Consider the following 23885-nt stretch of genomic DNA (forward strand, 5'->3'; position numbering starts at 1 on the left):
CGCATTTTTAACCGGGACTAAACGACTTCCACCGGTATGAGCTTGAACTCGTTCACGTCGGCCAAGCCCCGGTTGGTAATCCGCAGCTCGGGAATGACCGCCAGGGCGATCAGCGAAAGCGTCATGAACGGTGCGTTCAGTGGGCAGCCGAGTTGCTTCCAGGCGGCCTCGAGCTCTTTCACCTGGGCGACGACCGTCTCCAGCGGCTGATCGGACATTAGGCCGGCGATAGCCATCGGCACGGCAGCCAGCACCTGTCCGTCCAGAACGGCGATCATGCCGCCGCCCAGCTTCGCCAGCTCGTTTGCGGCGAAGGCCATGTCCGCGGGATTCGTGCCCATGACGAGCAGGTTGTGGCTGTCATGCGCAACGGTGGAGGCCACGGCCCCCTGCTTCAGGCCAAACCCCCGCGCGAAGGCGAGAGACAACTCGCCGGAACCGCGGTGACGGTCGATGCAAGCCAGTGTGGCGATGTCCTGCTCGGCGGCCGGACGCACGACGCCTTCCCCGTCAACCGGAACGGTTGCCGTCCCCTTCGTCGTGCGGGCGCTGTTCTCGATCACGTCGATGACGTGGATCGTCGTCGTCGCCGCTTTGACGCTGGCGCTGCTGCGGAAGAGGAAATCGGCGGCGGTCAGCGGACGCGCCAGTTTTACTGAGGCACGCGCCTGCGGCGGATATGGGTACGCCGGGAACGGAACGCGAAGCTGCCCGTCGTCGTAGGCGACCTTGCCGTCGGTGATGACGGTCGACGGCTCCATCCGCCGCAGGTCGCCGATCAGCAGCAGGTCCGCGCATTTGCCCGGCGCGATGCCGCCCAAGTCGCCGTCGACCTTGAAGTACCGCGCCGTGTTGATTGTCCCCATCTGAATCGCGGTCACCTGGTCGACGCCCTCCTCGATGGCCCGGCGCACGACATGGTTCATGTGGCCTTGCTCGATCAGCGTTTGCGGATACACGTCGTCGGTGACCAGCAGGATGTTCGAAGGGTTAACCCGATCTTCGGTGACGACCTTGATCACTTCCTTGACGTCATGCCAGGCGGAGCCTTCGCGGATCATTAGGTGCATGCCGATGCGCAGCTTCGCGAGTCCCTGCTCCCGGGTCACCGTCTCGTGACAGGAGGTGACGCCCGAGGCGACGTACGCCTGGAGCATGCGTTCGTCATCACTCGGAAAATGCCCGGTTACGGTTTTCCCGGCTTCCATCGTCGCCTGGATCTCGCCGAGCATTTTCGGATCTCCGTGCACGACGCCGGGGAAGTTCATGACCTCGCCCAGCCCCTCGACGCCCTCCCAAGTCATCCCTTCGGCAATATCGCCGGTGTCCAGTGACGCTCCGGCATCCTCCAAATGATCGGTGGCCGGCACGCAGGAAGGAAATGTGGTGAAGACCTTAAGCGGCAGGCCCTGGCCTTCCTCATGCATCCAGCGCACGCCCTCCGCGCCGAACACATTGGCGATTTCGTGCGGGTCCATGAAGATGCCGGTCGTCCCTTTGGCCAGCGCCGCCTTGGCGAACTCGGCCACCGACAGCATGGTGCTCTCGACGTGCATGTGTCCGTCCAGGAGGCCAGGGACGATGTGGCGGCCTGCCGCATCGATCACGACGGTGTCCTCCCCGATCGTGTGCGCCGCGTCTCCCACGAAGGCGATTCGTCCTGCGGCAACGGCGACGTCCGTCTGCGGCAGCAGCTCTCCGGTATAGACATTGACCAAGACGCCGCCTTTCACGACCAAATCGGCCTTGGCCCTGCCCATGGCGACATCCGCCAATATGCGGCTTACTTCATACAGCTTCTTCCTTTCGGATTGTTTCATCTCCCGATTCGCTCCTTTAATGAGGTAGTAAGTCATCGATCAACCTAATCAAGTTTCAAGTCACGCCAAGTCACGCCAAGTTACCATAGTCACACCAAGTCACATCAAGTTACGTATAGCTATGTCAGGTTTCGCAAAGTCACATTAAGTCACTAAGTTACGACTGAGTCACACCAAGTCACGCCAAGTACCTTAAAGCTGTGCTAAGTCGTGCTAAGCTATACAGTGCTATACAGCAGTGTCATACAGAGCTATACAGTGTCATACAGAGCTATATAGAGCCGTACAAATCGCACGGAGTCGCAGAAAGTCACTAAAAGTCACTAAAAGTCACTAAAAGTCACTAAAAGTCACTAAAAGTCACTAAAAGTCACTAAAAGTCACTAAAAGTCACCCAAAGCCATGCCAAGTAACTCAATGCAGGATGCCTGCCCCATTTATCCAAGCCCATTCTAGTGCGCTAACGCTTGCCACGGAGCTTAATAAGGCCAAAATCATTGCGCACGGAGTCTAACGCTTGTCACAGAGCTTATTGTCCAATTTACAGCCGGAAACAGGTGCATTTATTGAAAATAGTGTCGCTCAGCGTCGTTAGAGTTCAGATACCGCTAAAAAAGCAGACTTAGTGCTTGTCATCAGCGTTAGAGCGGGCGGGTGCAGGCCTCGGGGGTTCCTGGCGGCGGCTCAGCAGGGTCAGCGACTCCCAATTCTCCTACCGCACCGGCGGCGGTCCACGTCTCCATTTCGCCTGGGCACCCGGCGGCGCCCAGCGACTCCAAGGGTCACCCGGCGGCGACAGCCCGGCTTCTCCCCTAAAAGGACTAGTATCGCCCGGGCGCGATCCGGCGTCTTCCCGGGTGGCCCAGCGGCTCCGGGGGAGACTGGGAGCTAGCTTCCCGGCGGCGCCTATACCTGGTTATTTTTAAAAATAACTATAACAAGAAAGGCCGCCCTTCGAACAGAACTTTCTGTTCAAAGCGCAGCCTTCCGTTCCAAGCCTTAGGCTTTGGCGGTTGGATTCACTTTCTCGATGACCTGGTCGACCAGGCCGTATTCCTTCGCTTCCGCCGCGCTCATGAAGTAGTCGCGGTCGGTGTCCTTCTCGATCCGGTCCAGCGGCTGGCCGGTCCGTTCGGCGAGGATTTGGTTCAGCTTGTCGCGCATTTTGAGGATGCGGCGGGCGCGGATTTCGATGTCCGTCGCTTGGCCTTCGGCTCCGCCGAGCGGCTGATGGATCATGATTTCGCTGTTCGGCAGCGCATAACGTTTGCCCGGCGCGCCGGCATTCAGCAGAAATGCGCCCATCGAAGCGGCCAGCCCGACGCAAATCGTGGAGACGTCCGCTTTTATGAACTGCATCGTATCATAAATCGCCATGCCGGCCGTAATGGAGCCGCCGGGGCTGTTAATGTAAAGGGAGATATCCTTCGTTGGATCTTCCGCGTCCAGAAAGAGCATCTGGGCAATGATGGAGTTGGCGACAACATCGTTCACCTGGGAGCCCAGGAAGATGATCCGGTCCTTGAGCAGACGGGAATAAATGTCGTAAGCGCGTTCGCCGCGGTTGCTTTGTTCAACGACCATAGGAATATAACTCACCGATAAAACCTCCTTAAATTTAGGGTGTTCATAAGAACGGCCCTTCTATTTGGTATGCTTGGCAATCATCGCTTCCATCCATCTAAGAATTGACGGAAACGAAGAAGATTAATCTCATCATAAACAATTTATTCGAGAAAGTCAAAGAAAGTCAAACTCAGGGGAATAAAAAAAGTCCAACAGACGTTCGTCAGGGACTTGTTCGTGTGTTTAGTATGGTTTTAGTATATAGATGGCGCGCCCGCGAGGAATCGAACCTCGATCTCAGGCTCCGGAGGCCTACGTCATATCCATTGGACCACGGGCGCAAATTTAGCGAACAAAAATTATTATATGACATTTCAAATTAAAACGCAAGACGCAAATCTAAAAGGTTTGCTGGGATTGGCTGGGTTCCCGAAGAAAGCGCCATTTATCGGAACATCCCAAAATAAGGATTGTCATGAAAGCGTTTCTATGGTAACTTGATGAATATATAAAAACGTTTTTATAGATAGGGTGTATCATGAGATGGGTAAAGTCACCATTAAGGATGTGGCCAAAGCGGCGGGGGTTTCGATCTCCACGGTTTCCAACGCACTAAACGATGTCGATGTACTGAATCCGGAGACCAAATCCCACGTGCTGAAGGTAGCCAAGCAGTTGAACTATGTGCCGAATTTGAACGGGAAGCAGTTGAAGTCGAAGAAGACGAATATGCTCGGTTTTTTCACGACCAGCTTATCGGGGCCTTATTTCTACATTTTGGTCGAATCGATGGCGCGGGAGAGCGAGCGGCTCGGATACGGGTTGAACGTGGTGGTTACGACCGACAAGCAAACCATCATCAGCAACATCATGGGCAGACGGGTGGACGGCGTCATCATCTACGAGGAGTTGCGGATCGACGACCGGGATATCGCGATGATGGAGAAAGACAAGATCAAGGCGGTATTTTTGGATCGGGTCATTCAGAAGGAAACGATGGGAACGGTCATTTTCAATTCGTATGCGTCCGCTTACGAAGCGACCAAATACCTGATCAGTCTGGGCCATAAGAAAATCGCGTACCTCTCCGGCGTGGATACGATGTACGACAGCGTGCAGCGGAAGGAAGGGTATCTTGCGGCCTTGCGGGAGCATCAACTGCCGGTGGACGAGGATTTCATTTTGCAGGGGTATTTTGAAGAAGAGAGCACGTATAACGCGGTTCGGGCTTATATTCACAAGCATCCGGGCAAAATGCCGGACGCGATTCTCGCCGGCAATGATTTGAGCGCGATCGGGTGCATTAAGGCGCTGCGGACTTACGGCCTCGAGGTGCCCAGAGACATCAGCGTCGTCGGTTTTGACGATATCGATATTGCCCAATATTTTACGCCGCCGCTTACCACGGTTCGGAACCAGATCGCCAGACAAGGGATCTTGGCCGTGAACCATTTGGTGAACATGATCAAGAAGCGGGAGCACGGAATGGTGCAGAAGCTGGACGGAGAACTGATCGTGCGGGGCTCGAGCCATGTCCGTTTAAGCCGGGATTAAGCGCCAGCGCGTTTGCAAGCGGTTTAAACGATCGGGGCTTTTCGGTTTGAAATAAAAACGTTTTTATCCGCGTGGGATAAAGAGAGGAGCGCAAAATGGCGAAGTCAGTTGCGGCGGCCAAGAAACCGATGGGAGCAAGAATCAAGCACTTCTTTATCGACTTCGGCAGGCAGTGGGAAATCCAGTCGATGATCTGGCCGGGGATCATTTTTATGATTGTTTTTTGCTACATCCCCATCTATGGATTAACGATCGCTTTCAAAAACTATACGGTCATCGATACGTTAAGCTCCGCCCCTTGGGTGGGACTGGACAACTTCAAGATTATCGCAAACGACAAATACTTCTGGGATTCCGTGGTGAATACGCTGGGGATCAGCTTTCTGAAACTGGCCATCGGCTTCGTCATCCCGATTATCCTGGCGATCATGATCTACGAGCTCAGCATGGGACGGTTCAAAAAAATCGTGCAGACCATTTCCTATCTGCCGCACTTCTTGTCCTGGATCGTGCTCGGCGGGATGCTGATCACCTGGTTCTCGACCACCGGCATGTTCAACCAGCTGCTGCTTGACCTGGGTCTGATCTCGAAGGCTCAGAACATCATGCTGGATCCGGGCAAATATTGGTGGATCGCCGTTTTGTCCGATGTCTGGAAAGAGGCGGGCTGGGGGACGATCCTGTATCTCGCCATCATGGCCAAGATCGATCCGACCTATTACGAGGCGGCCAAGATCGACGGGGCGAGCCGGCTCCGGCAAATTTGGAACATCACGTTACCGAACATGAAGATGATTATCAGCTTGAACCTGATCCTCACCGTAAGCGGCCTGCTCGGTTCCAACCTGGACCAGACCTTGGTGCTGATGAATTCCCAGAACCGGGAAAAAGCCGAGGTCATCAACTCTTACGTGTACCGGATGGGGATGACGCAAGGGGACTTCTCCTACGCGACCGCCGTCGGGCTCGGCGTCTCGATCGTATCGGTCATGTTGTTGGTGGTTGCCAATAAGGTGACCAGCAAACTCAACGATAATCAATCTGTCCTGTAAGGAAGGAGCAACAGCCATGAATCGAAAGGCGGTCAAACAGGATCTCGACAGCAGAATCTTCGATACGGTCAACGTCACGGTCCTGATTTTATTCACGATCCTCATTGTCATTCCGCTCTGGAACGTCATCGTTTCCTCCTTCAGTTCGGGGCGGTCGCTGGCGGAAGGCGGCTTCGTCTTCTGGCCCAAGGAATTCTCGTTGGAGAACTACCAGGCGGTGTTTCGGGACGATACGATTTGGCAGTCATTCCTGATCTCGGTCCTCAAAACGGTTATCGGCGTGGTCACCCACGTATTCTTCTGCGCGATGATCGGTTACGGGCTCAGCAAGAGCAACGTGCGCGGCCGCAAGCTGTACGTGACGATGGGCGTTATCACGATGTTTTTCTCGGGCGGTATGATTCCGACGTATTTGCTCATTAAATCGCTGGGCCTGCTCAACAGCTTCTGGGTGTATATCATCCCGGCCCTGTTCAGTTATTACGACGTCGTGATCCTGATGAACTTCTTCCGGAACGTGCCGGATTCCCTGGAGGAATCGGCCAAAATCGACGGTGCCGGCGACTGGAGAATCTTCCTGAAGATCTTTATCCCGTTGTCGATGCCGGCGATGGCTACCATCGCTTTGTTCAACGGCGTGAACCAGTGGAACGACTTCATGACGACGAAGCTGTACATCACGGATCAATACCTGTATCCGCTGCAAATGAAGCTGTACGAAATCATCGTTCAATCCCAGACCCAATCGATGCAGAACATCGCGGGTTCCGTCGTGATTGAAACGACGACCAAAGGAGTTCAACTTGCAACAATTGTGATTACGACTTTGCCGATTGTTGTGATTTATCCATTATTGCAAAGATACTTCATCTCGGGCATGATGCTGGGGGCGGTGAAGGAGTAACGAATCGGCCTAGCGATTTGGAACGGCTTATGCGAGTTGGACTATTTTTTAGTTTGCGCCTATAAAAAGGGAGGGTACATGTATGCTTAAGTTGAACAAGAGTCTTGCCAGAAAAGGAATGACGGCTTGCGCCGCCCTGCTGACCGCAGCACTGATCGTCACCGGTTGCGGCGGTTCCGGCGCCGGTTCGAAGGCCGCGAAAGAGGACGTATCCCTGGAGAACCGGTATACCCCGGATGCGAATACGCCGGCCTGGAAGCTGGATAAGAAGGAAGAGCCGACCCAACTCACCTGGTATGTCAACGCCGATTGGTGGAATACCGATTTCGGCAATGACGTAGTCACGAAGAAAATCAAAGAGGACTTGAACATCGACATCAAATTTGTTACGGGTGACGACACCAAGCTCAATACCTTTTTTGCCGGCAGCGACATGCCCGATTTGATCACAGTGTTCGATTCGAACTCGGCCGTTGTACAAAAGGCTTCATCCTGGGCTTTGCCGCTGAATGAGCTGGCGGAGAAATACGACCCTTATTTCAACAAAGCGGCTGCGCAAGATACGCTCAACTGGTTCAAGCAAGCTGACGGCAACACGTATGGTTACCCGAACTACTCCAACACGCAAGCCGATTATGACAGCGGTAACATTCCGGCTAAGACCGCCTTCGTGATCCGCAAGGACGTTTATGAAGCGCTTGGCAAGCCTAGCGTCGGAACGCCGGAGGAGTTCAAGAACGTGATGCAGCAGATCAAAACCCAGTTCCCGGATCTGATACCCTTCGGCTTTAACTCGATTGGCGAGGGCACGGGATCCCTGGGCGACGTGTTCCAGGACTTCCTTGGGGTGCCGCTGGAAACCGAAAACGGCGAATTTTACAACCGTAATTTGGACGAGGACTATTTGACTTGGCTGAAAACATTAAATGAAGTACACCAAGTCGGCAACATCAGTGACGACAGCTTTGCCGATGACGGCCCGGCTTTTGAAGAAAAGGTGAAATCCGGCAAATACGCCACGATGCTCCTTGACGGGACTCCGCAGCAAGGCGGCAACCTGCAAATTTTCGCAAACGCGCATCCGGACCAAGCTTATCTGGCGATCGACGGACCGCAAAGCACGGCGGGCAACACGCCAAAACTGAACCAATCCGGCATCACCGGCTGGATGATCAGCTTTATTACGAAACAATGCAAGGACCCGGCGAAGGCGATCCAAATCTTCACGTACCTGCTGGACGAAGAAGGCCAAATGCTGATGAACTACGGGATCGAAGGCGAAACGTACACAAAGAACGCAGATGGAACGGTTCAATTCACGCCGGAAGTGAAAGAACTGCAGCAAACGGATGCGGACAAATTCAAGAAAGAATACCGCATGGGCGAATTCATGTTCTTCGGCCATGACCGTCACAAAGCGCTGAGCGCCGACGCTTTTCCGGAATCCATTAAGCAAATGCAAGAGTGGGGCAAAGGCAAGCTGGTTCCGCACTTCATCCTTGAAAATATCAATCCGGACGCGGGATCTCCGGAGGCTCGCTCCTTGACGGCGATCAACACGACCTGGAACACCACGATGGTCAGCTTGATCCGCGCCAAGAACGGCGGGGAATTCGAGAGCACGCTGAACAACTATAAGAAATTTCTTGATGACAACGGTTGGGAACAAATCGTGCAAATCCGTACGGAGAAAATGAAAGCGAACAAAGAAAAGCTGGGAATCAAGTAAACCGGGCGTCACCTATAGATATGGAGGGAAACAACATGCATGAGATCGAAATTTATTATTCCTCAGGAGCATCCTCTCTTTTCGTCCGTCAATCGCAGGAGCAACTGCGGCCGCGGGATTCGGAAGCCTCGGAGGTCGCAGTCCGATTGGACGATTCCGTGAGCTATCAGGCGATGGACGGCTTTGGGGCTTCTTTTACCGATTCGGCCGCCTATCTGATCCACCAGGTGTTGACCGATGAGCAGCGCGCGTCCTTGATGAAGAAGCTGTTCGATCCGGAAGAGGGGATTGGCCTTTCGGTGCTTCGCAACCCGATGGGCGCTTCGGATTACGCCCGGTTCATCTACAGCTACGACGACTTGCCCGAAGGCGAGACCGATCCGGAGCTGCGGCGGTTTTCGATTCGCCATGACGAGGCCGACGTGATTCCGCTCTTGAAAGAGGCGTTGGCCTTAAATCCGTCCATCAAGCTGTTTGGCTCGCCCTGGAGCGCGCCGGGCTGGATGAAGACAAGCGGATCGATGATCGGCGGGGAACTGAAGAAGGAGTATTACGAAGCGTACGCGAACTACTTCGTCCGTTATATCGAGTCCTACGCCGAGCATGGCTTATCCATCTATGCGGTGACGCCGCAGAATGAACCGTTGTACGTGCCGGGACATTACCCGGGCATGCGGATGACGGCCGAGATGCAGATCGATTTTGTAAAAAACGATCTGAAACCGGCTTTTGCGAAGCGCGGTTTGTCCACCAAGATTTTGGCCTATGACCACAACTGGGACCGTCCCGATTATCCGCTGTCCGTATTGCAGGAAGCGGCGGAAGCGGTCGACGGCGTGGCGTGGCACTGGTATGGCGGACAGACATCGGCGCAAAGTCAAGTCAGACAGGCCTTCCCCGGCAAAGAGGTTCACTTCACCGAAGGCTCCGGCGGGGAATGGATTCCGGCCTTCGAACCGGCCTTCTCCAATGTCATGCGGACGGGGATCGAGATTTTGCGGAATCACAGCCAATCGCTCGTGCTCTGGAATATGGCGCTCGACGAGCAAAATGGGCCGACCGTCCCGGGCTTTGGCCGCAGCACGTGCCGCGGGATCGTGACGGTGAACCGGCAGACCCGCGAGTTCGAGTACACGCTGGATTACTATGCCCTGGCCCATTTCAGCAAAGTGATTCGCCCGCAGGCGGTACGGATCGCCGCCGAAGCCGATGCAGCTGCGATTCGCTCCGTGGCGTTCCGGAATACGGATGATTCGATTGCCGTCGTTTTGTTTAATGACGGGGAGGAAGCGAGAACGGTCGCGATGGAGCTGGCAGGGACGGAAGGAATCCGGTTCCGGCTCGGACCGAAGAGCGCGTTGTCCCTTCGTATCCCTAGCGCCTAAATCCCGCTTGCGCGGACAGATGATATGAAGAAGAAGCCCGCTCCTTTTGCGAGAGTAGACCGCGTTTTGCGTCTATTTCTCGCGAAAGGAGCGTTTTTTTGCGGCATATCAGGGGACGCCGAGAGGTTCATGTATAAGTGAAAAGGCAAAAGTAAATGATACGGACGTCAGGCTTGCAACCGAACTAAATATTGGTTAAAATATCAGTGGGACTTAAAAAGTTTACCCGGGACATTTTAAGGCCAAGGAGATGGAGAGAGAAGACGAAGCTTGCAGGAGTGGAAAGCATGCGAAACCTATTAGAGATTCAAAAGCAGCTTCTTCCTGATCTCATGGACATTCTCAAGAAAAGGTACACTATACTTCACCAGATCATGTTGTCTGATGTCATTGGCCGCAGAACCTTGGCAAATTCGCTGGACATGACGGAGCGTGTGTTGCGTGCCGAAACGGATCTTCTGAAGGCTCAGGGCCTGATAGAAATCGAGAATATAGGCATGAGAATCAGCGACGCGGGACGGGAATTGCTTGAGGAGATGGAGCCGGTCGTGAAAGAGTTGTTCGGCCTCTCCAACTTGGAGGAGACGATCCGTCAGCATTATGGGCTGCGAAAAGTCGTGATTGTGCCTGGAGACTGCGAAGTCTCGCCGCTGGTGAAGCGGGAGCTGGGGCGCGCAGGAGCCAAAGCGTTGCTGAGCGCGATGCGCGGGACCGATGTGGTCGCGGTGACGGGCGGCACGACATTGGCGGAAGTTGCGGATCAACTGAATCCGCCGCATAACGTCACGATGAAGCAAAGCTGGTTTGTTCCGGCTCGCGGAGGACTGGGCGAAAGCCTGGAAATCCAGGCGAACACGATTGCTTCCGGCATGGCCAAGCGAGTAGGGGCGGGTTATCGCCTGCTGCACGTACCGGATCTGCTAGGCAAAGAAGCCTACGAATCGCTCGTCAACGATCCGAACATTCAGGATATCGTGAACATGATCCGTAAGGCGCGTATCGTAGTGCACGGGATCGGAGACGCTATGGAGATGGCGCGGCGCCGTAAGCTGGAGCCGGGCATGGTCGAGGAAATTCGAAGGGAAGGCGCGCTCGCGGAATCATTTGGTTACTATTTTAATGAAGATGGCGTCGTCGTCCATAAGATGCTGACCTTAGGCCTTCGTCTCGAAGATATCAAGCAGACGGATACCGTCATCGGAATCGCGGGAGGCAAGAGCAAGGCGAGGGCGATTCATGCCGTATTGCGCTTCGGACACGAAGACATTCTGGTTACCGATGAGGCGGCCGCGAATGAGATCGTAAGCGAGCTTGGGATGCAGTCCGGGAAGTAAGTAAAGTTTACTCATGACGGGTTTTATCGGACCTGTCTTGAATAATAAAAAAACGAACACTGGGAGGAACTATTCAATGAGTGTAAAAGTAGGGATTAACGGTTTTGGACGTATTGGACGCCTGGCATTCCGCCGCATTCAAAACGTGGAAGGTATCGAAGTCGTAGCGATCAATGACCTGACAGATGCGAAAATGTTGGCTCATTTGTTGAAATATGATACAACTCAAGGCCGCTTCGACGGTGACGTTGAGGTGCATGACGGTTTCTTCAAAGTAAACGGCAAAGAAGTTAAAGTTATGGCTAACCGCAACCCTGAAGAATTGCCTTGGGGCGAGCTTGGCGTTGACATCGTTCTGGAGTGCACAGGCTTCTTCACAACGAAAGAGAAAGCTGAGCTTCACCTGAAGGGCGGCGCGAAGAAGGTTGTGATCTCCGCTCCGGCTACAGGCGACATGAAAACCGTTGTTTACAACGTAAACCATGAAATCCTCGACGGTACGGAGACGGTAATCTCCGGCGCATCCTGCACAACGAACTGCTTGGCTCCTATGGCTAAAGCGCTGAATGATAAATTCGGCATCGTGGAAGGCTTGATGACGACGATCCATGCTTACACCGGTGACCAAAACACGCTGGACGCTCCGCATGCGAAAGGCGACTTCCGTCGTGCTCGCGCAGCCGCAGCTAACATCGTTCCTAACACGACTGGCGCAGCGAAAGCGATCGGCCTGGTTATCCCTGAGCTGAAAGGCAAACTGGACGGCGCGGCTCAACGCGTACCTGTACCAACCGGTTCCTTGACTGAGCTTGTAACCGTTCTGGAGAAGACCGTTACGGTTGACGAAGTTAACGCTGCAATGAAAGCCGCTTCCGACCCGGAAACCTTCGGTTACACGGAAGACGAAATCGTATCTTCCGATATCGTAGGAATCACTTACGGTTCCCTGTTCGACGCAACTCAAACGAAAGTCATGACGGTTGGCGACAAGCAACTCGTGAAAACCGTATCCTGGTACGACAACGAAATGTCCTACACGGCTCAATTGGTTCGTACGCTGGAATACTTCGCGAAAAAAGTAAAATAATCAAGCAATTCCAATTAACGTTTCATCCAAAGAGGAGCAACCTATTCAGGACTCCTCTTTGGTTCTTGCATGAAATACGGCATTCACACACACCGTTTTTTATAAATAGAGATCAGTTTCATAGAGCTTAGGAGAGAAATCCGAATCAAAGCCGTAGATGCGCATTTTCCAGGTTGGAAGACCCCGCGCATACCGTTAGGAGGAACGTGGAGATGAACAAGAAAAGTGTACGTGATGTGGAAGTAACCGGCAAACGCGTGTTTGTCCGCGTAGATTTTAATGTACCGATGCAAGACGGCCAAATTACCGACGACACTCGAATCCGCGAAACGCTGCCGACGATCAAGTATTTGATCGAAAATGGCGCCAAAGTCATCCTCGCCAGCCACTTGGGGCGTCCGAAAGGCCAAGTCAACGAAGATATGCGTCTGACCTTGCCGGCGAAACGCTTGGGCGAACTGCTCGGCAAAGAAGTAGCCAAAGCGGACGAAGCTGTAGGCGATGCCGTAAAAGCCAAAGTCAATGCCTTGAACAACGGAGACGTACTGGTGCTCGAAAACGTGCGTTTCTACCCGGGCGAAGAGAAGAACGATCCGGAACTCGCGAAGCAATTCGCCGAACTGGCCGATCTGTTCGTTAACGATGCGTTTGGCGCCGCTCACCGCGCGCACGCTTCGACCGAAGGTATCGCTCATTTCCTGCCGGCCGTATCCGGCTTGCTGATGGAGAAAGAATTGTCCGTTCTCGGCAAAGCGCTGTCGAACCCGGATCGTCCTTTTACCGCAATTATCGGCGGGTCGAAGGTGAAAGACAAAATCGATGTCATCGACAACCTGCTGAACATCGCGGACAATGTGTTGATCGGCGGCGGCCTGGCTTACACCTTCTTCAAAGCCCAAGGTTACGAGATCGGCAAATCGCTGCTGGATGAAACCAAACTCGACGCTTCCCTTGGATTCATCGAGAAAGCGAAGAAGCTGGGCAAGAACTTCGTCCTTCCGGTCGACTGCATCGCAGCTGATGATTTCAGCGCAACGGCGAACCATAAAGCCGTGGATATCGACAGCATTCCTGCAGATTGGGAAGGCGTGGACATCGGGCCGAAAACCCGTGCGATGTATGCCGATATCATCAAGAACTCCAAACTGGTGGTTTGGAACGGGCCGATGGGCGTATTCGAAATCGATATTTTCGCGAACGGGACGAAAGAAGTGGCTGAGGCCTGCGCAACAACGAAAGGCTACACCATCATTGGCGGCGGCGATTCCGCAGCGGCGGCCGAGAAGTTCAACCTGGCTTCGCAAATGGATCACATCTCCACGGGCGGCGGCGCTTCCCTGGAATTCATGGAAGGCAAGGCGCTTCCGGGCGTCGTGGCATTGAACGACAAGTAAGCTTTGAATAACTCATTAGATCAAGGTTCATCTATGAAATAAAAGGAGTGGGCTCTATGAGAACACCAATTATTGCCGGAAACTGGAAGATGTTCAAAACCGTTTCCGAAGCCAAAGCCTTCTTCGAAGCCGTTAAAGGAAAAGCGGAGGTTGCCGGCGTAGAGAGCGTAATCTGTGCGCCGTTCACCAACCTTCCGGCTTTGGTGGAAGCAGCGAAGGGCACGTCGATCAAAATCGGCGCGCAAAATATGCATTTTGAAGACGAAGGAGCCTTCACCGGAGAAATCAGCGGCCGCATGCTGAAAGAGCTTGGCGTGGATTATGTCATCATCGGCCATTCCGAGCGCCGGGCGTATTTCGGCGAAACCGACGAAATCGTGAACAAGAAGATCCTGGCTGCCTTCAAACACGGGTTGACCCCGATCCCTTGCGTCGGCGAGAAGCTGGAAGAGCGCGAAGCCGGTCAAACGAAAGAAGTCGTGAAAGTGCAAACCGAAGCGGCTTTGAAAGGGTTGACCGCGGAGCAAGCGGCGCAAGTCGTGATTGCGTATGAACCGATCTGGGCGATCGGCACAGGCAAATCCTCCACGTCGCAAGACGCGAACGAAGTGATTTCCTACATCCGCAGCTTGGTGAAGGGCCTTTACGGCGACGATGTGGCCGCGAAGATCCGCATCCAATACGGCGGCAGCGTGAAACCGGAGAACGTGAAGGAGTACATGGGCCAAAGCGATATCGACGGCGCGCTCGTCGGCGGTGCCAGCCTGCAACCGGACTCTTACATCCAGCTCGTTGAGGGGGCGAAATAAATGACGGCTCCCAAACCAGTAGCTCTGATCATCATGGACGGGTTCGGACTTCGCGACAAAGTTGAAGGCAACGCGGTTGCCCAAGCGAACAAACCGAACTATGACCGTTATTTGAAGCAATACCCGAACACTACGTTGACCGCCAGCGGCGAAGCGGTTGGTTTGCCTGATGGGCAAATGGGGAACTCCGAAGTCGGTCACCTGAACATCGGCGCCGGCCGGATCGTATACCAGGATTTGACCCGGATCTCCAAATCGATTCGCGAAGGCGAATTCTTCTCGAACGAAACGCTGGTCAATGCGGTGCGCAGCGCCAAATCGAAAGGCAAGAAGCTGCATCTGTACGGCCTTTTGTCCGACGGCGGCGTGCATAGCCACATTGAGCATATGTTCGCTATGCTTGAACTGGCGAAGAAGGAAGAGATGCACGAAGTTTACGTGCATGCCTTCCTCGACGGCCGCGACGTGGCTCCGGACAGCGCAAAAGGCTTCCTGGAGCGGCTGATCGCCAAGATGAACGAGCTTGGCGTCGGCAAGATCGCCACCGTGCAAGGCCGCTACTACGCGATGGACCGCGACAAACGCTGGGATCGCGTGGAGAAATCGTACCGGGCCATGGTGTATGCGGAAGGACCGCAATATACCGACCCGATTCAAGCCGTCACGGAATCGTACGAGAAATCGGTGTTTGACGAATTCGTCATGCCGACCGTCATCGTCGATGGCCATGGCCAACCGATCGCGCAAGTGGAAAGCGGCGACTCCGTCGTCTTCTTGAACTTCCGTCCGGACCGTGCCATTCAGTTGTCCAACGTTTTCACCAACAAGGATTTCCAAGGCTTCGACCGCGGGCCGAAATTCCCGAAAGACCTGCACTTTGTCTGCCTGACGCTGTTTGCGGAAACGGTGGACGGGTACGTTGCGTACAAGCCGAAAGATCTCGACAATACGTTTGGTGAAGTATTGGTCCAACACGGGAAGAAGCAGCTGCGGATCGCCGAAACGGAAAAATACCCGCACGTCACGTTCTTCTTCAGCGGCGGCCGCGACGTGGAGCTTCCGGGCGAAAAACGCGTGTTGATCGCCTCGCCGAAGGTGGCGACCTATGACCTGAAGCCGGAAATGAGCGCCTATGAAGTCGCAGAAGCGTGCGTGAAGGAAATCGAGTCGGATCAACACGACGCGATCATCCTGAACTTCGCCAACCCGGATATGGTCGGACACTCCGGCATGATGGAGCCGACGATCAAAGCGGTTGAAGTCACGGACGAGTGCGTGGGCAAAGTTGTGGACGCCGTCAAAGCCAAAGGCGGAGTCGTCGTCATTATTGCCGACCACGGGAACGCCGATATGGAAATCGACGACCAAGGCCGTCCATTTACCGCGCATACGACGAATCCGGTGCCGTTCATCGTGACCGACGAGAACGTTGTGCTGCGTGAAAAAGGCATCCTCGCCGACGTAGCTCCGACACTGCTGGACCTGATGGGTCTGCCGCAGCCGCCGGAAATGACCGGCCAATCGATGATTGCCAGCCGCAAGGCGTAACATAAGAACCGAAATACCACTACAAAGGAGACTGTATTCTAATGACGATTATTTCTGACGTATACGCTCGCGAAGTCCTGGACTCCCGCGGGAACCCTACCGTTGAAGTTGAAGTTTATCTCGAATCCGGCGCGATGGGCCGCGCGATTGTTCCTTCCGGCGCTTCCACCGGCGCGCATGAAGCCGTAGAGCTTCGCGACGACGACAAATCCCGTTACCTCGGCAAAGGCGTATTGAACGCCGTGAAGAACGTAAACGAGATCATCGCTCCTGAAGTGATTGGCATGGACGCGCTGGACCAAGTCGGCATCGACAAAATGATGATCGAGCTGGACGGCACGCCAAACAAAGGCAAACTGGGCGCCAACGCGATCCTGGCCGTTTCGATGGCAGTTGCTCGTGCTGCCGCAGACGCTCTGGACCTGCCGTTGTACGCTTACCTGGGCGGATTTAACGCGAAGCAGCTTCCGGTTCCGATGATGAACATCGTGAACGGTGGCGCGCATGCCGACAACAACGTTGACGTGCAAGAATTCATGATCCTGCCTGTAGGCGCTCCTTCCTTCAAAGAAGCTCTTCGCACAGGCGCGGAAATTTTCCACAACCTGAAATCCGTTCTGAAAGCAAAAGGCCTGAACACGGCTGTAGGCGACGAAGGCGGCTTTGCTCCGAACTTCACTTCCAACGAAGACGCTTTGTCCTCGATTATGGAGGCGATCACGAAAGCCGGCTATACGCCAGGTAAAGACGTATTCTTGGGGATGGACGTCGCTTCCACCGAGTTCTACAAAGACGGCAAATACCATCTGGAAGGCGAAGGCAAATCCTTTACTTCCGCTGAGTTCGTAGACCTGCTTGCTTCTTGGGCAGACAAATATCCGATCATCACGATCGAAGACGGCTGCGCCGAAGACGACTGGGAAGGTTGGAAACTTCTGACCGAGAAACTGGGCAGCAAAATCCAACTCGTAGGTGACGACCTGTTCGTAACCAACACGGAACGTTTGTATAAAGGGATCAAAGATGGCATCGGCAACTCGATCCTGATCAAAGTAAACCAAATCGGTACGCTGACCGAAACGTTCGACGCCATCGAAATGGCCAAGCGCGCTGGCTACACCGCGGTTGTATCGCACCGTTCCGGCGAATCCGAAGACAGCACGATCGCCGATATCGCCGTGGCAACGAACGCCGGCCAAATCAAAACCGGTGCTCCTTCCCGTACGGACCGTATCGCGAAATACAACCAATTGCTTCGCATCGAAGACCAATTGGCCGACCTCGCTCAATACAACGGCTTGAGATCCTTCTACAACCTGAAGGAACATCGTTAAGAAGGACGGCCGATTCATACCGGCCTAACCCTAACAAGGCCCCCTGCGATTTACATGCAGGGGGCCTTGTTGGTGTAGTTGGGGCGGCACGTTCTTTGCGGCATAGCGAATAGGCGGCGGAATTTTCGCGAAGTAGCGGTAAAAAATCACTCTACTTACGGCGTTTCGGCGATTGGTGAAGAAATAAGGTGAAGAAGTAACGCTATTGCTTGGCGATTGGGGGAAATGCGGGCCTTGGGAGTCACTTAAGGTGATAGAATCACTCTATTACGCTCAAATTGGGCAAAGGTGAGGAAATAAGGTGAAGAAGTAACGCTATTGCTTGGCGATTGGGGGAAATGCGGGCAGTTGGAGTAACATAAGGTGATAAATTCCCTCTATTACGCTCAAATTGGGCAAAGGTGAGGAAATAAGGTGAAAAAGTAACGCTAATGCGCGGAGATTGGGGGAAATGCGGGCCTTGGGAGTAACTTAAGGTGATAGAATCCCTCTATTACGCTCAAATTGGGCAAAGGTGAGGAAATAAGGTGAAAAAGTAACGCTAATGCGCGGAGATTGGGGGAAATGCGGGCCTTGGGAGTAACATAAGGTGATAGAATCACTCTATTTCGTTCAAATTGGGCAATGGCGAGGAAATAGGGTGAAGAAGTAACGCTATTGCTTGCAGATTGGGGGAAATGCGGGCAGTTGGAGTAACATAAGGTGATAGAATCACTCTATTACGCTCAAATTGGGCAAAGGTGAGGGAATAAGGTGAAAAAGTAACGCTATTGCGCGGAGATTGGGGGAAATGTGGGCCTTGGGAGTAACTTAAGGTGATAGAATCCCTCTATTTCGCTCAAATTGGGCGAAGGTGAGGAAATAAGGTGAAAAAGTAACGCTAATGCGCGGAGATTGGGGGAAATGCGGGCAGTTGGAGTGACTTAAGGTGATAGAATCCCTCTATTTCGTTCAAATTGGACAAAGGTGAGGAAATAAGGTGAAAAAGTAACGTTATTGCGCGGAGATTGGGCGAAGGTGGAAGCCATGTCGTGCAATGCCAGGGTAACTAAGGAAGCTCAAAAAAAGAGGACGCCGGAAACTCCAGGCGTCCTTGAATGGTTTTGCTCATATTTTCACAAGTTAGTGTAGTTATCGTGACAAATCTCAGCATAAATAACGTGCGTTTACGCGCGCGGTCTTAAGCTTTAAACACCCGAATTTGTTCCTTCAACTCGTTCATCAACTGGTTCAGCGATTGAGCCGAAGCCTCGATGTCTTTGATGATCGCCGCCTGTTCCTCCGAGGAGCCGGCTACCGATTGCGCGCTAAGCGCCGAGTCCTTGGCGGTGTTCAGCATGTCGCCGACCGAAGCGGCGATTTCTTCGGTGCCTGCGGAGATTTGCTGCGTCGTTGCCGAGACGTCCTGAATTTGCGAAGAGACGTGATGGATCGACTCGCGAATCTGGCCGAACGATTGTCCGACGTTCTCCATCCGGTGGATGCCCTTGTTGATCTCCTCGATGCTGTTCTTTACCGAATCCGCCGCTTGAGAAGTGGAGCCCTGGATGAACTGGATCAATTCGACGATATGGGCGATCGATTGGCTGGTCTGCTCCGCAAGCTTCTTGACCTCGCCGGCGACGACGGCAAAGCCTCGTCCCTGCTCGCCGGCCCGCGCCGCCTCGATAGAAGCGTTCAGCGACAGCAGGGCCGTCTGGTTCGAGATCTCGGAAATGACGTTCACGATCTCTCCGATTTCGTTGGAATGCGTGGTCAATCGTTCGATATCGGTCGCGGTTTGATTCGCGGTCGACTGAATATGGGCCATTTGCTCGATGGCCGACTGAATTTGCACATAGCCGTTCTCCACCTCGCTGGCGGCCGCATCGGCCCGCTCGGAGACGCTGCCGGACGCTTCGGCGATCCGCTGGACGCCCACGGCCATCTCCTCGGTTGCCCGCGCCGATTGCTCCGCGCCCATCAACTGGGTTTCGGTGCCGCCGGCAACGCCTTGGATCGCGGTCGTAATCTCCGCGGTCGCTTCGGTCGATTGACGGGTGGCGTTCAGCAATTCGTCGGAAGCGCTCGCGACCTCGCCGATCGTATGATCAATCTGCTTCACCATCGTCGCCAGGGAGTCGATCATCAGGTTGATGTTGCCGCTCATCTGCCCGATTTCGTCCTTCGAGCTTACCTTCACCCGCTCGTTCAACTGCCCGTCGGCGACTTTCTTCATGACGGCGGAGACCGAGCGGATCGGCTTCACGATTTGGCGCGCCAGGAAAAAGGCGATCACGGAGACGAGGATGACGGTGGCAATCGCGATGGCGATGGATAAGTTCCGGGCGTTGTTCACTTCAGCGAAAATTTCGCTCGTCGGAACGGTAATCACCATCTTCCAACCGGTGCTTGGAACCGTGCCGAAGTATGTAATCACTTCTTTCCCCGACTCGTCGCGGTAAGTGATGTGCCCGTCTGGTTGGTCGAGGATCGTTTTGACGGTTTTTTTCAGCTCCGGGGTCTTGGCGTAATCCATGATGTTCTTGTTGAACCGTTCGGTATCCGGATAGCTGTAATATACGCCGGTATCAGAGATAACGTAGGCGTAACCGGTTTCGGCGATCTTGATTTTGCCGCTCAGTTGGGACAGCACATCCGGGGTTACGGAGAAGGCAACCCCGCCCAGGAACTGGCCGTTCTTGTCGTTTACGGGAACCATGGCGGCGATAAAGTACTTATCCAACTGCTCGAGATAACTCATCTCGGCGTAAGCGGTGGCATTGTTCTTCTTAGCCTCGATGAAATAAGGGCTCTGGGAAGAATCCGCGGTCATGCCGAGCATGTTCGTCAGCGTCCCGTTTTTGTCGATGATGCTGAAGCCTTCCGACTGTCCGTCGCTTTGCTCGAGTATGTTCAGAATCGGGAAGATCCGGTCCGGACGGAAGGTCTGGAATTCCGGCTCTTGCTGGATTAAATTCTCAACGGCTTTGGATTTGCCCGAGATCCATTCGTCGATTTTGGCGATGTTCAGATCCAGCGTGGTTTGGACCAATTTCTCGTTGTTTTGCGTAATGACGTTCCCGAAATAGCTGACGAAAAATAAGCTGGCGCCGAGGAGCGGGAGGAGAGAGGTCGCAAGAATAATGATCAACAGCTTCCGTTGAAAAGATCCGGACTTCCCTTGGGACTCGCGTTTCTCTTTCTTGAACTTGAACATAAATTACCCTCCTGAAGCTTGTGAAAATATGACTTAAGTTCATCGTATCACGAAAAAAAGGAGCCAATTGGCACAATAAAGAGAACTATGGAACACGATTTTCATCGTTTTATGGGGAATAATGACAAAATTCGTTGACTGTTGTAGGTCATTCGGTTTATATGAATCATAGTTGTTATTCCGGAACTGCTATGGTACAATAATAATGCTGTTTTTACATCGTAAATTTCGAGTTGTGGATAGATGAAGGATGTTCTCACTTAGGAGGTGGATTGAATGGATATTTTGCTGAAGGTATTGCTCGTTATTTTCTCGATCGGTTTGATCGCAGTCGTGTTGCTGCAGAAAGGGAAGAGCGCGGGTCTTTCCGGTGCCATCTCCGGGGGTGCTGAACATCTTTTCGGAAAAACGAAAGCGCGCGGCATGGAGCTCGTCCTGGAACGGGTTACGGTCGGATTGGCCGTCGGGTTCTTCGTATTGTCGATCGTGGTTGCTGTCGTCTTGGAATAGCCTTTAATTTCTAGTCAGAGCAAGCCCTCGTTTCCTTCGGGAGACGGGGGCTTTTTTTGCATCATTTCTGAAAACAAATTGTAACAATATTGAAAGGAATATAATAGCAATAAATGCTAGATTATGTAGTATTTTCGTGGTCGGTCAAAGGTAAAAATATTACAATTTTGGTACAGACAATGAGGGGAGGAAGGAAATTGTACAAGCTGGTGGAAACACTGGAGGAAGGAACCTTGTTTCACTCGATTTGGATGGAGGCCTGGATGGAAAAAGGCTATGAACCGGAATTTACCGACAACGTTTTAGGACGTTGCCTCGTTTACGACGCCGCGAGGGTGCCGGTAGGGACAGTAGAATTCAAACCGTACGTGCCGCGATCGGACGAGCCCTTGAGCAGGCTGGCGCCGTTCGATGATCACCCGGCCGTCCTGCTGTCGGGCCCGGGAGAAATCGCCGAGGTCGATAAGGTGGCGCTGTTGAAGCGGCATCGCGGTCGGAACCTGAACCGGTTGCTCGCAACGATCGTCTTATTTGCCCGGCAGAACGGGATTCGTCATTATGTCACCCTGCTTGAGCCCACGCTGTTCCGGGCGCTTCGCATCTCCTTCCACGTCCCGATGTCTCAGGTCGGGGAACGTCGATTCTACAAAGGAGACGACGTCGTACCGGCCATTATTCATGCGGCCGAGTTCTACGAGCATCAGGAACGTTACGCGTGGTATATGGATACGCTGGAATGTTCGAATCAAGAAACGGTTTTATCTACATAAATCCATGAAGCGAAAGGCTTGCCCGGGGGCAAGCCTTTTTCGTCCCGATGAATCGGCCGGAACTGGTTCCTTGACGGTGTCGGAGTCGGCCGGAACGGCGGCTTCTTGAATTTGAACGGCTTCTGCCTTCCGGGCGGCGGGTACCGGTGAAGGTTCCGTTAGGACACCGGAGCGGGCGACGGCAACGCGGCCCCCTTCGCTTCCTGCGCCGTCTCCCCCGCAGCGGTAGCCGACAGCGAGAGAATCAAGGCGTCAAGATCCTGATAGTGGCTAACGATCTCGTGGATTTTGCCGTCCTGGGCTTCGATTCCCGCTAAAATTTGCTGCGCCGCGCTCATGTTGTGCTCGGTGCTTTCGGCCAGCTCCATAATTTCCGCCATAATGCTGGCGTATCGATCCTGCATTTGCCGTACCGAACGGTCCGCCTCGCCGGATTGCTGATTGACCAGGCGGGCGCTGCCGGATACTTTATCCACGTAGCTTTGGGCTTCCTGCGCTTCTTCTTGCCCAGTATGGATCGCGGCGGAGCCCAGCGTGATCTGTTCGGCCACATTGTTGATTTGCCCGATCACGTCCGCCAGAATGTCGTTAATCCGTTCGGTGGCCTGCTGCGAGTTCTCCGCCAGCTTGCGAATCTCGGAGGAGACGACGGCAAATCCTTTGCCGTGTTCTCCGGCGTGGGCCGCTTCGATGGCGGCGTTCATCGCCAGCAGGTTCGTTTGCGCGGAGATGCCGTGAATCGTCTCGACGATTTGACTGATCTGCTCGTTCTGGTCGCGAAGCTGCTGCATTTGCGTGACCGTAACGGCTATGACTTGCTGCAAATGCTGAATATGGACGGATAAGGAATTCATTTTGGCTCCGACGGCTTCCGTATTCTGAAGCATATCCGCCGACAGCTCCTGAAGACGGGCGGTGATCTCGGCCGTGACCTCCACGGCTCCGCCTACCTCTTGCACGGATTGAGTCGTTTCCTGCAGCCCCAGCGTCTGCCGTTCCAGGGTTGAGGAGACGCTGCCGAAGGTCGTCGTAATCTCCTTGGAGATCGAGCCGGTGACGTTCACGTTCTCCCGCAACTGCGTGCTTAGGCGGCCCAGCACGTCCAGCGAGGCTTGCAAATTCGTCAGCAGCTCGTCGCTGCGGTGTTTGGCCTCGGCGGTATCCTGCTGCTTGGCCAATACGTCTTTTTGCAGGCGTTCGCTAAATCGGGCGGCAAATACCAAAGCCACCGTCGTGAATCCCAGGAACAGCAGCAGATAACTGAGCGACTCCCGGGGGAATAATTTATCATGGTAGAAGGGAATGTTGAAAAAATAAACCGTGATCCCCATACCCAACACGCCCGCGAAAAGAATCGGCTTATAATTCGAATATAACGTCATGATGCCGAGGGTCACGTAGACGAGCAGGTACGTGCTGACGATCGGATCGGGATCGTGGTAGATCAGCAGAAACGTCAGCAGCGAGGCAATTGCGGGAATGACGAACATGACGTAACGCGTGCCTTTGTTTGCGTAAGTCATGTAGGTCGCGATGGAGCAGCAAATTCCGCCGACGAGGATCAATGTAAACAGGACTTTGCGATCGACCTGGATCATGATGTCGGTCAGGACGCCGAGGGCGACCATTCCCCAGATGATTTTGACGAATAACTTATTGCGCCGTTGCAGAATGCTATTGTTCTCCATACCTTCTCCCTCTCCTAATTCGTGGAATTCTTCCTTTATATTGTCGGCATCGTTTTCGTGAAAATTAAGCTTCTTTCATGAAAACCATGCGATTTCACGGGAAACCCGGGCGAAAACGGATGCCAATCGCGAAATTCGTGTATACTAGGGGATAAACGGATGAGGAATATCGTGGAAATCCGGATTAAAATAATACCCCCGG

General features: G+C 53.7%; 17 protein-coding genes and 1 tRNA gene. 13 read left to right on the forward strand and 5 right to left on the reverse strand.

Features of this window, described 5'->3' with window-relative positions; translation table 11 throughout:
- Nucleotides 1-17: 17 nt before the first annotated feature.
- The 3 genes from ade to ACZF99_RS01110 form a co-directional block, all read right to left on the reverse strand.
- The gene (gene ade / locus ACZF99_RS01100) at nucleotides 18-1820 is read right to left on the reverse strand and encodes an adenine deaminase (protein WP_483608318.1); all 1803 of its coding nucleotides are present in this window, start codon (nucleotides 1818-1820) and stop codon (nucleotides 18-20) included.
- Between the two features lie 999 nt (nucleotides 1821-2819).
- Nucleotides 2820-3419, reverse strand: coding sequence for an ATP-dependent Clp endopeptidase proteolytic subunit ClpP (gene clpP, locus ACZF99_RS01105; protein ID WP_068784490.1), 600 nt, complete (start codon nucleotides 3417-3419; stop codon nucleotides 2820-2822).
- A 233-nt stretch (nucleotides 3420-3652) separates the two neighbouring features.
- Nucleotides 3653-3727 (reverse strand) — tRNA-Arg (locus tag ACZF99_RS01110).
- Between the two features lie 202 nt (nucleotides 3728-3929).
- Between ACZF99_RS01110 and ACZF99_RS01115 the strand changes: the two genes are divergently transcribed.
- The 11 genes from ACZF99_RS01115 to eno all read left to right on the forward strand — a co-directional run bounded on the left by ACZF99_RS01115 (nucleotide 3930) and on the right by eno (nucleotide 17516).
- Nucleotides 3930-4940: a LacI family DNA-binding transcriptional regulator gene (locus tag ACZF99_RS01115; protein ID WP_483608320.1), complete on the forward strand. Its 1011-nt coding sequence runs from the start codon at nucleotides 3930-3932 to the stop codon at nucleotides 4938-4940.
- A 95-nt stretch (nucleotides 4941-5035) separates the two neighbouring features.
- Nucleotides 5036-5992 carry an ABC transporter permease gene (locus ACZF99_RS01120; RefSeq protein ID WP_483608322.1) on the forward strand — a complete coding sequence of 319 codons (957 nt, stop codon included), beginning with the start codon at nucleotides 5036-5038 and terminating at the stop codon, nucleotides 5990-5992.
- A 16-nt stretch (nucleotides 5993-6008) separates the two neighbouring features.
- Nucleotides 6009-6896, forward strand: a complete 888-nt coding sequence (locus ACZF99_RS01125; RefSeq protein WP_483608324.1) for a carbohydrate ABC transporter permease — start codon at nucleotides 6009-6011, stop codon at nucleotides 6894-6896.
- Nucleotides 6897-6978: 82 nt separating this feature from the next.
- Complete coding sequence (locus ACZF99_RS01130) at nucleotides 6979-8625, forward strand: type 2 periplasmic-binding domain-containing protein (RefSeq protein ID WP_483608326.1); 1647 nt, start codon at nucleotides 6979-6981, stop codon at nucleotides 8623-8625.
- A 35-nt stretch (nucleotides 8626-8660) separates the two neighbouring features.
- The gene (locus ACZF99_RS01135; protein ID WP_483608328.1) at nucleotides 8661-10010 is read left to right on the forward strand and encodes a glycoside hydrolase family 30 protein; all 1350 of its coding nucleotides are present in this window, start codon (nucleotides 8661-8663) and stop codon (nucleotides 10008-10010) included.
- Between the two features lie 287 nt (nucleotides 10011-10297).
- The gene (locus ACZF99_RS01140; protein ID WP_483608330.1) at nucleotides 10298-11344 is read left to right on the forward strand and encodes a sugar-binding transcriptional regulator; all 1047 of its coding nucleotides are present in this window, start codon (nucleotides 10298-10300) and stop codon (nucleotides 11342-11344) included.
- Nucleotides 11345-11420: 76 nt separating this feature from the next.
- Nucleotides 11421-12431 carry a type I glyceraldehyde-3-phosphate dehydrogenase gene (gene gap / locus ACZF99_RS01145; protein WP_483608332.1) on the forward strand — a complete coding sequence of 337 codons (1011 nt, stop codon included), beginning with the start codon at nucleotides 11421-11423 and terminating at the stop codon, nucleotides 12429-12431.
- A 212-nt stretch (nucleotides 12432-12643) separates the two neighbouring features.
- Nucleotides 12644-13825: a phosphoglycerate kinase gene (locus ACZF99_RS01150; protein ID WP_483608334.1), complete on the forward strand. Its 1182-nt coding sequence runs from the start codon at nucleotides 12644-12646 to the stop codon at nucleotides 13823-13825.
- Nucleotides 13826-13881: 56 nt separating this feature from the next.
- Entirely contained in the window at nucleotides 13882-14634 is a 753-nt protein-coding gene (gene tpiA / locus ACZF99_RS01155) for a triose-phosphate isomerase (RefSeq protein WP_178024332.1), read from the forward strand.
- On the forward strand, nucleotides 14635-16182 hold the full coding sequence (gene gpmI, locus ACZF99_RS01160; protein ID WP_483608336.1) for a 2,3-bisphosphoglycerate-independent phosphoglycerate mutase: 1548 nt from the start codon (nucleotides 14635-14637) through the stop codon (nucleotides 16180-16182).
- A 41-nt stretch (nucleotides 16183-16223) separates the two neighbouring features.
- The gene (gene eno, locus ACZF99_RS01165; protein ID WP_483608338.1) at nucleotides 16224-17516 is read left to right on the forward strand and encodes a phosphopyruvate hydratase; all 1293 of its coding nucleotides are present in this window, start codon (nucleotides 16224-16226) and stop codon (nucleotides 17514-17516) included.
- A 1180-nt stretch (nucleotides 17517-18696) separates the two neighbouring features.
- Here eno and ACZF99_RS01170 read toward each other — a convergent pair.
- A complete protein-coding gene (locus ACZF99_RS01170) occupies nucleotides 18697-20715 on the reverse strand; it encodes a methyl-accepting chemotaxis protein (protein WP_483608340.1) in 2019 nt (672 codons plus the stop codon).
- Between the two features lie 276 nt (nucleotides 20716-20991).
- On the opposite strand from ACZF99_RS01170, the gene secG reads away from it, so the two are divergent.
- Both secG and ACZF99_RS01180 read left to right on the forward strand, forming a co-directional pair.
- Nucleotides 20992-21225: a preprotein translocase subunit SecG gene (gene secG / locus ACZF99_RS01175; RefSeq protein ID WP_483608342.1), complete on the forward strand. Its 234-nt coding sequence runs from the start codon at nucleotides 20992-20994 to the stop codon at nucleotides 21223-21225.
- Nucleotides 21226-21422: 197 nt separating this feature from the next.
- Complete coding sequence (locus tag ACZF99_RS01180) at nucleotides 21423-21995, forward strand: hypothetical protein (RefSeq protein ID WP_483608344.1); 573 nt, start codon at nucleotides 21423-21425, stop codon at nucleotides 21993-21995.
- A 158-nt stretch (nucleotides 21996-22153) separates the two neighbouring features.
- Here ACZF99_RS01180 and ACZF99_RS01185 read toward each other — a convergent pair whose 3' ends face one another.
- Nucleotides 22154-23683 carry a methyl-accepting chemotaxis protein gene (locus tag ACZF99_RS01185; protein WP_483608345.1) on the reverse strand — a complete coding sequence of 510 codons (1530 nt, stop codon included), beginning with the start codon at nucleotides 23681-23683 and terminating at the stop codon, nucleotides 22154-22156.
- Nucleotides 23684-23885: the final 202 nt, after the last annotated feature.

The organism is Paenibacillus sp. JL3B1040 (assembly GCF_057063165.1).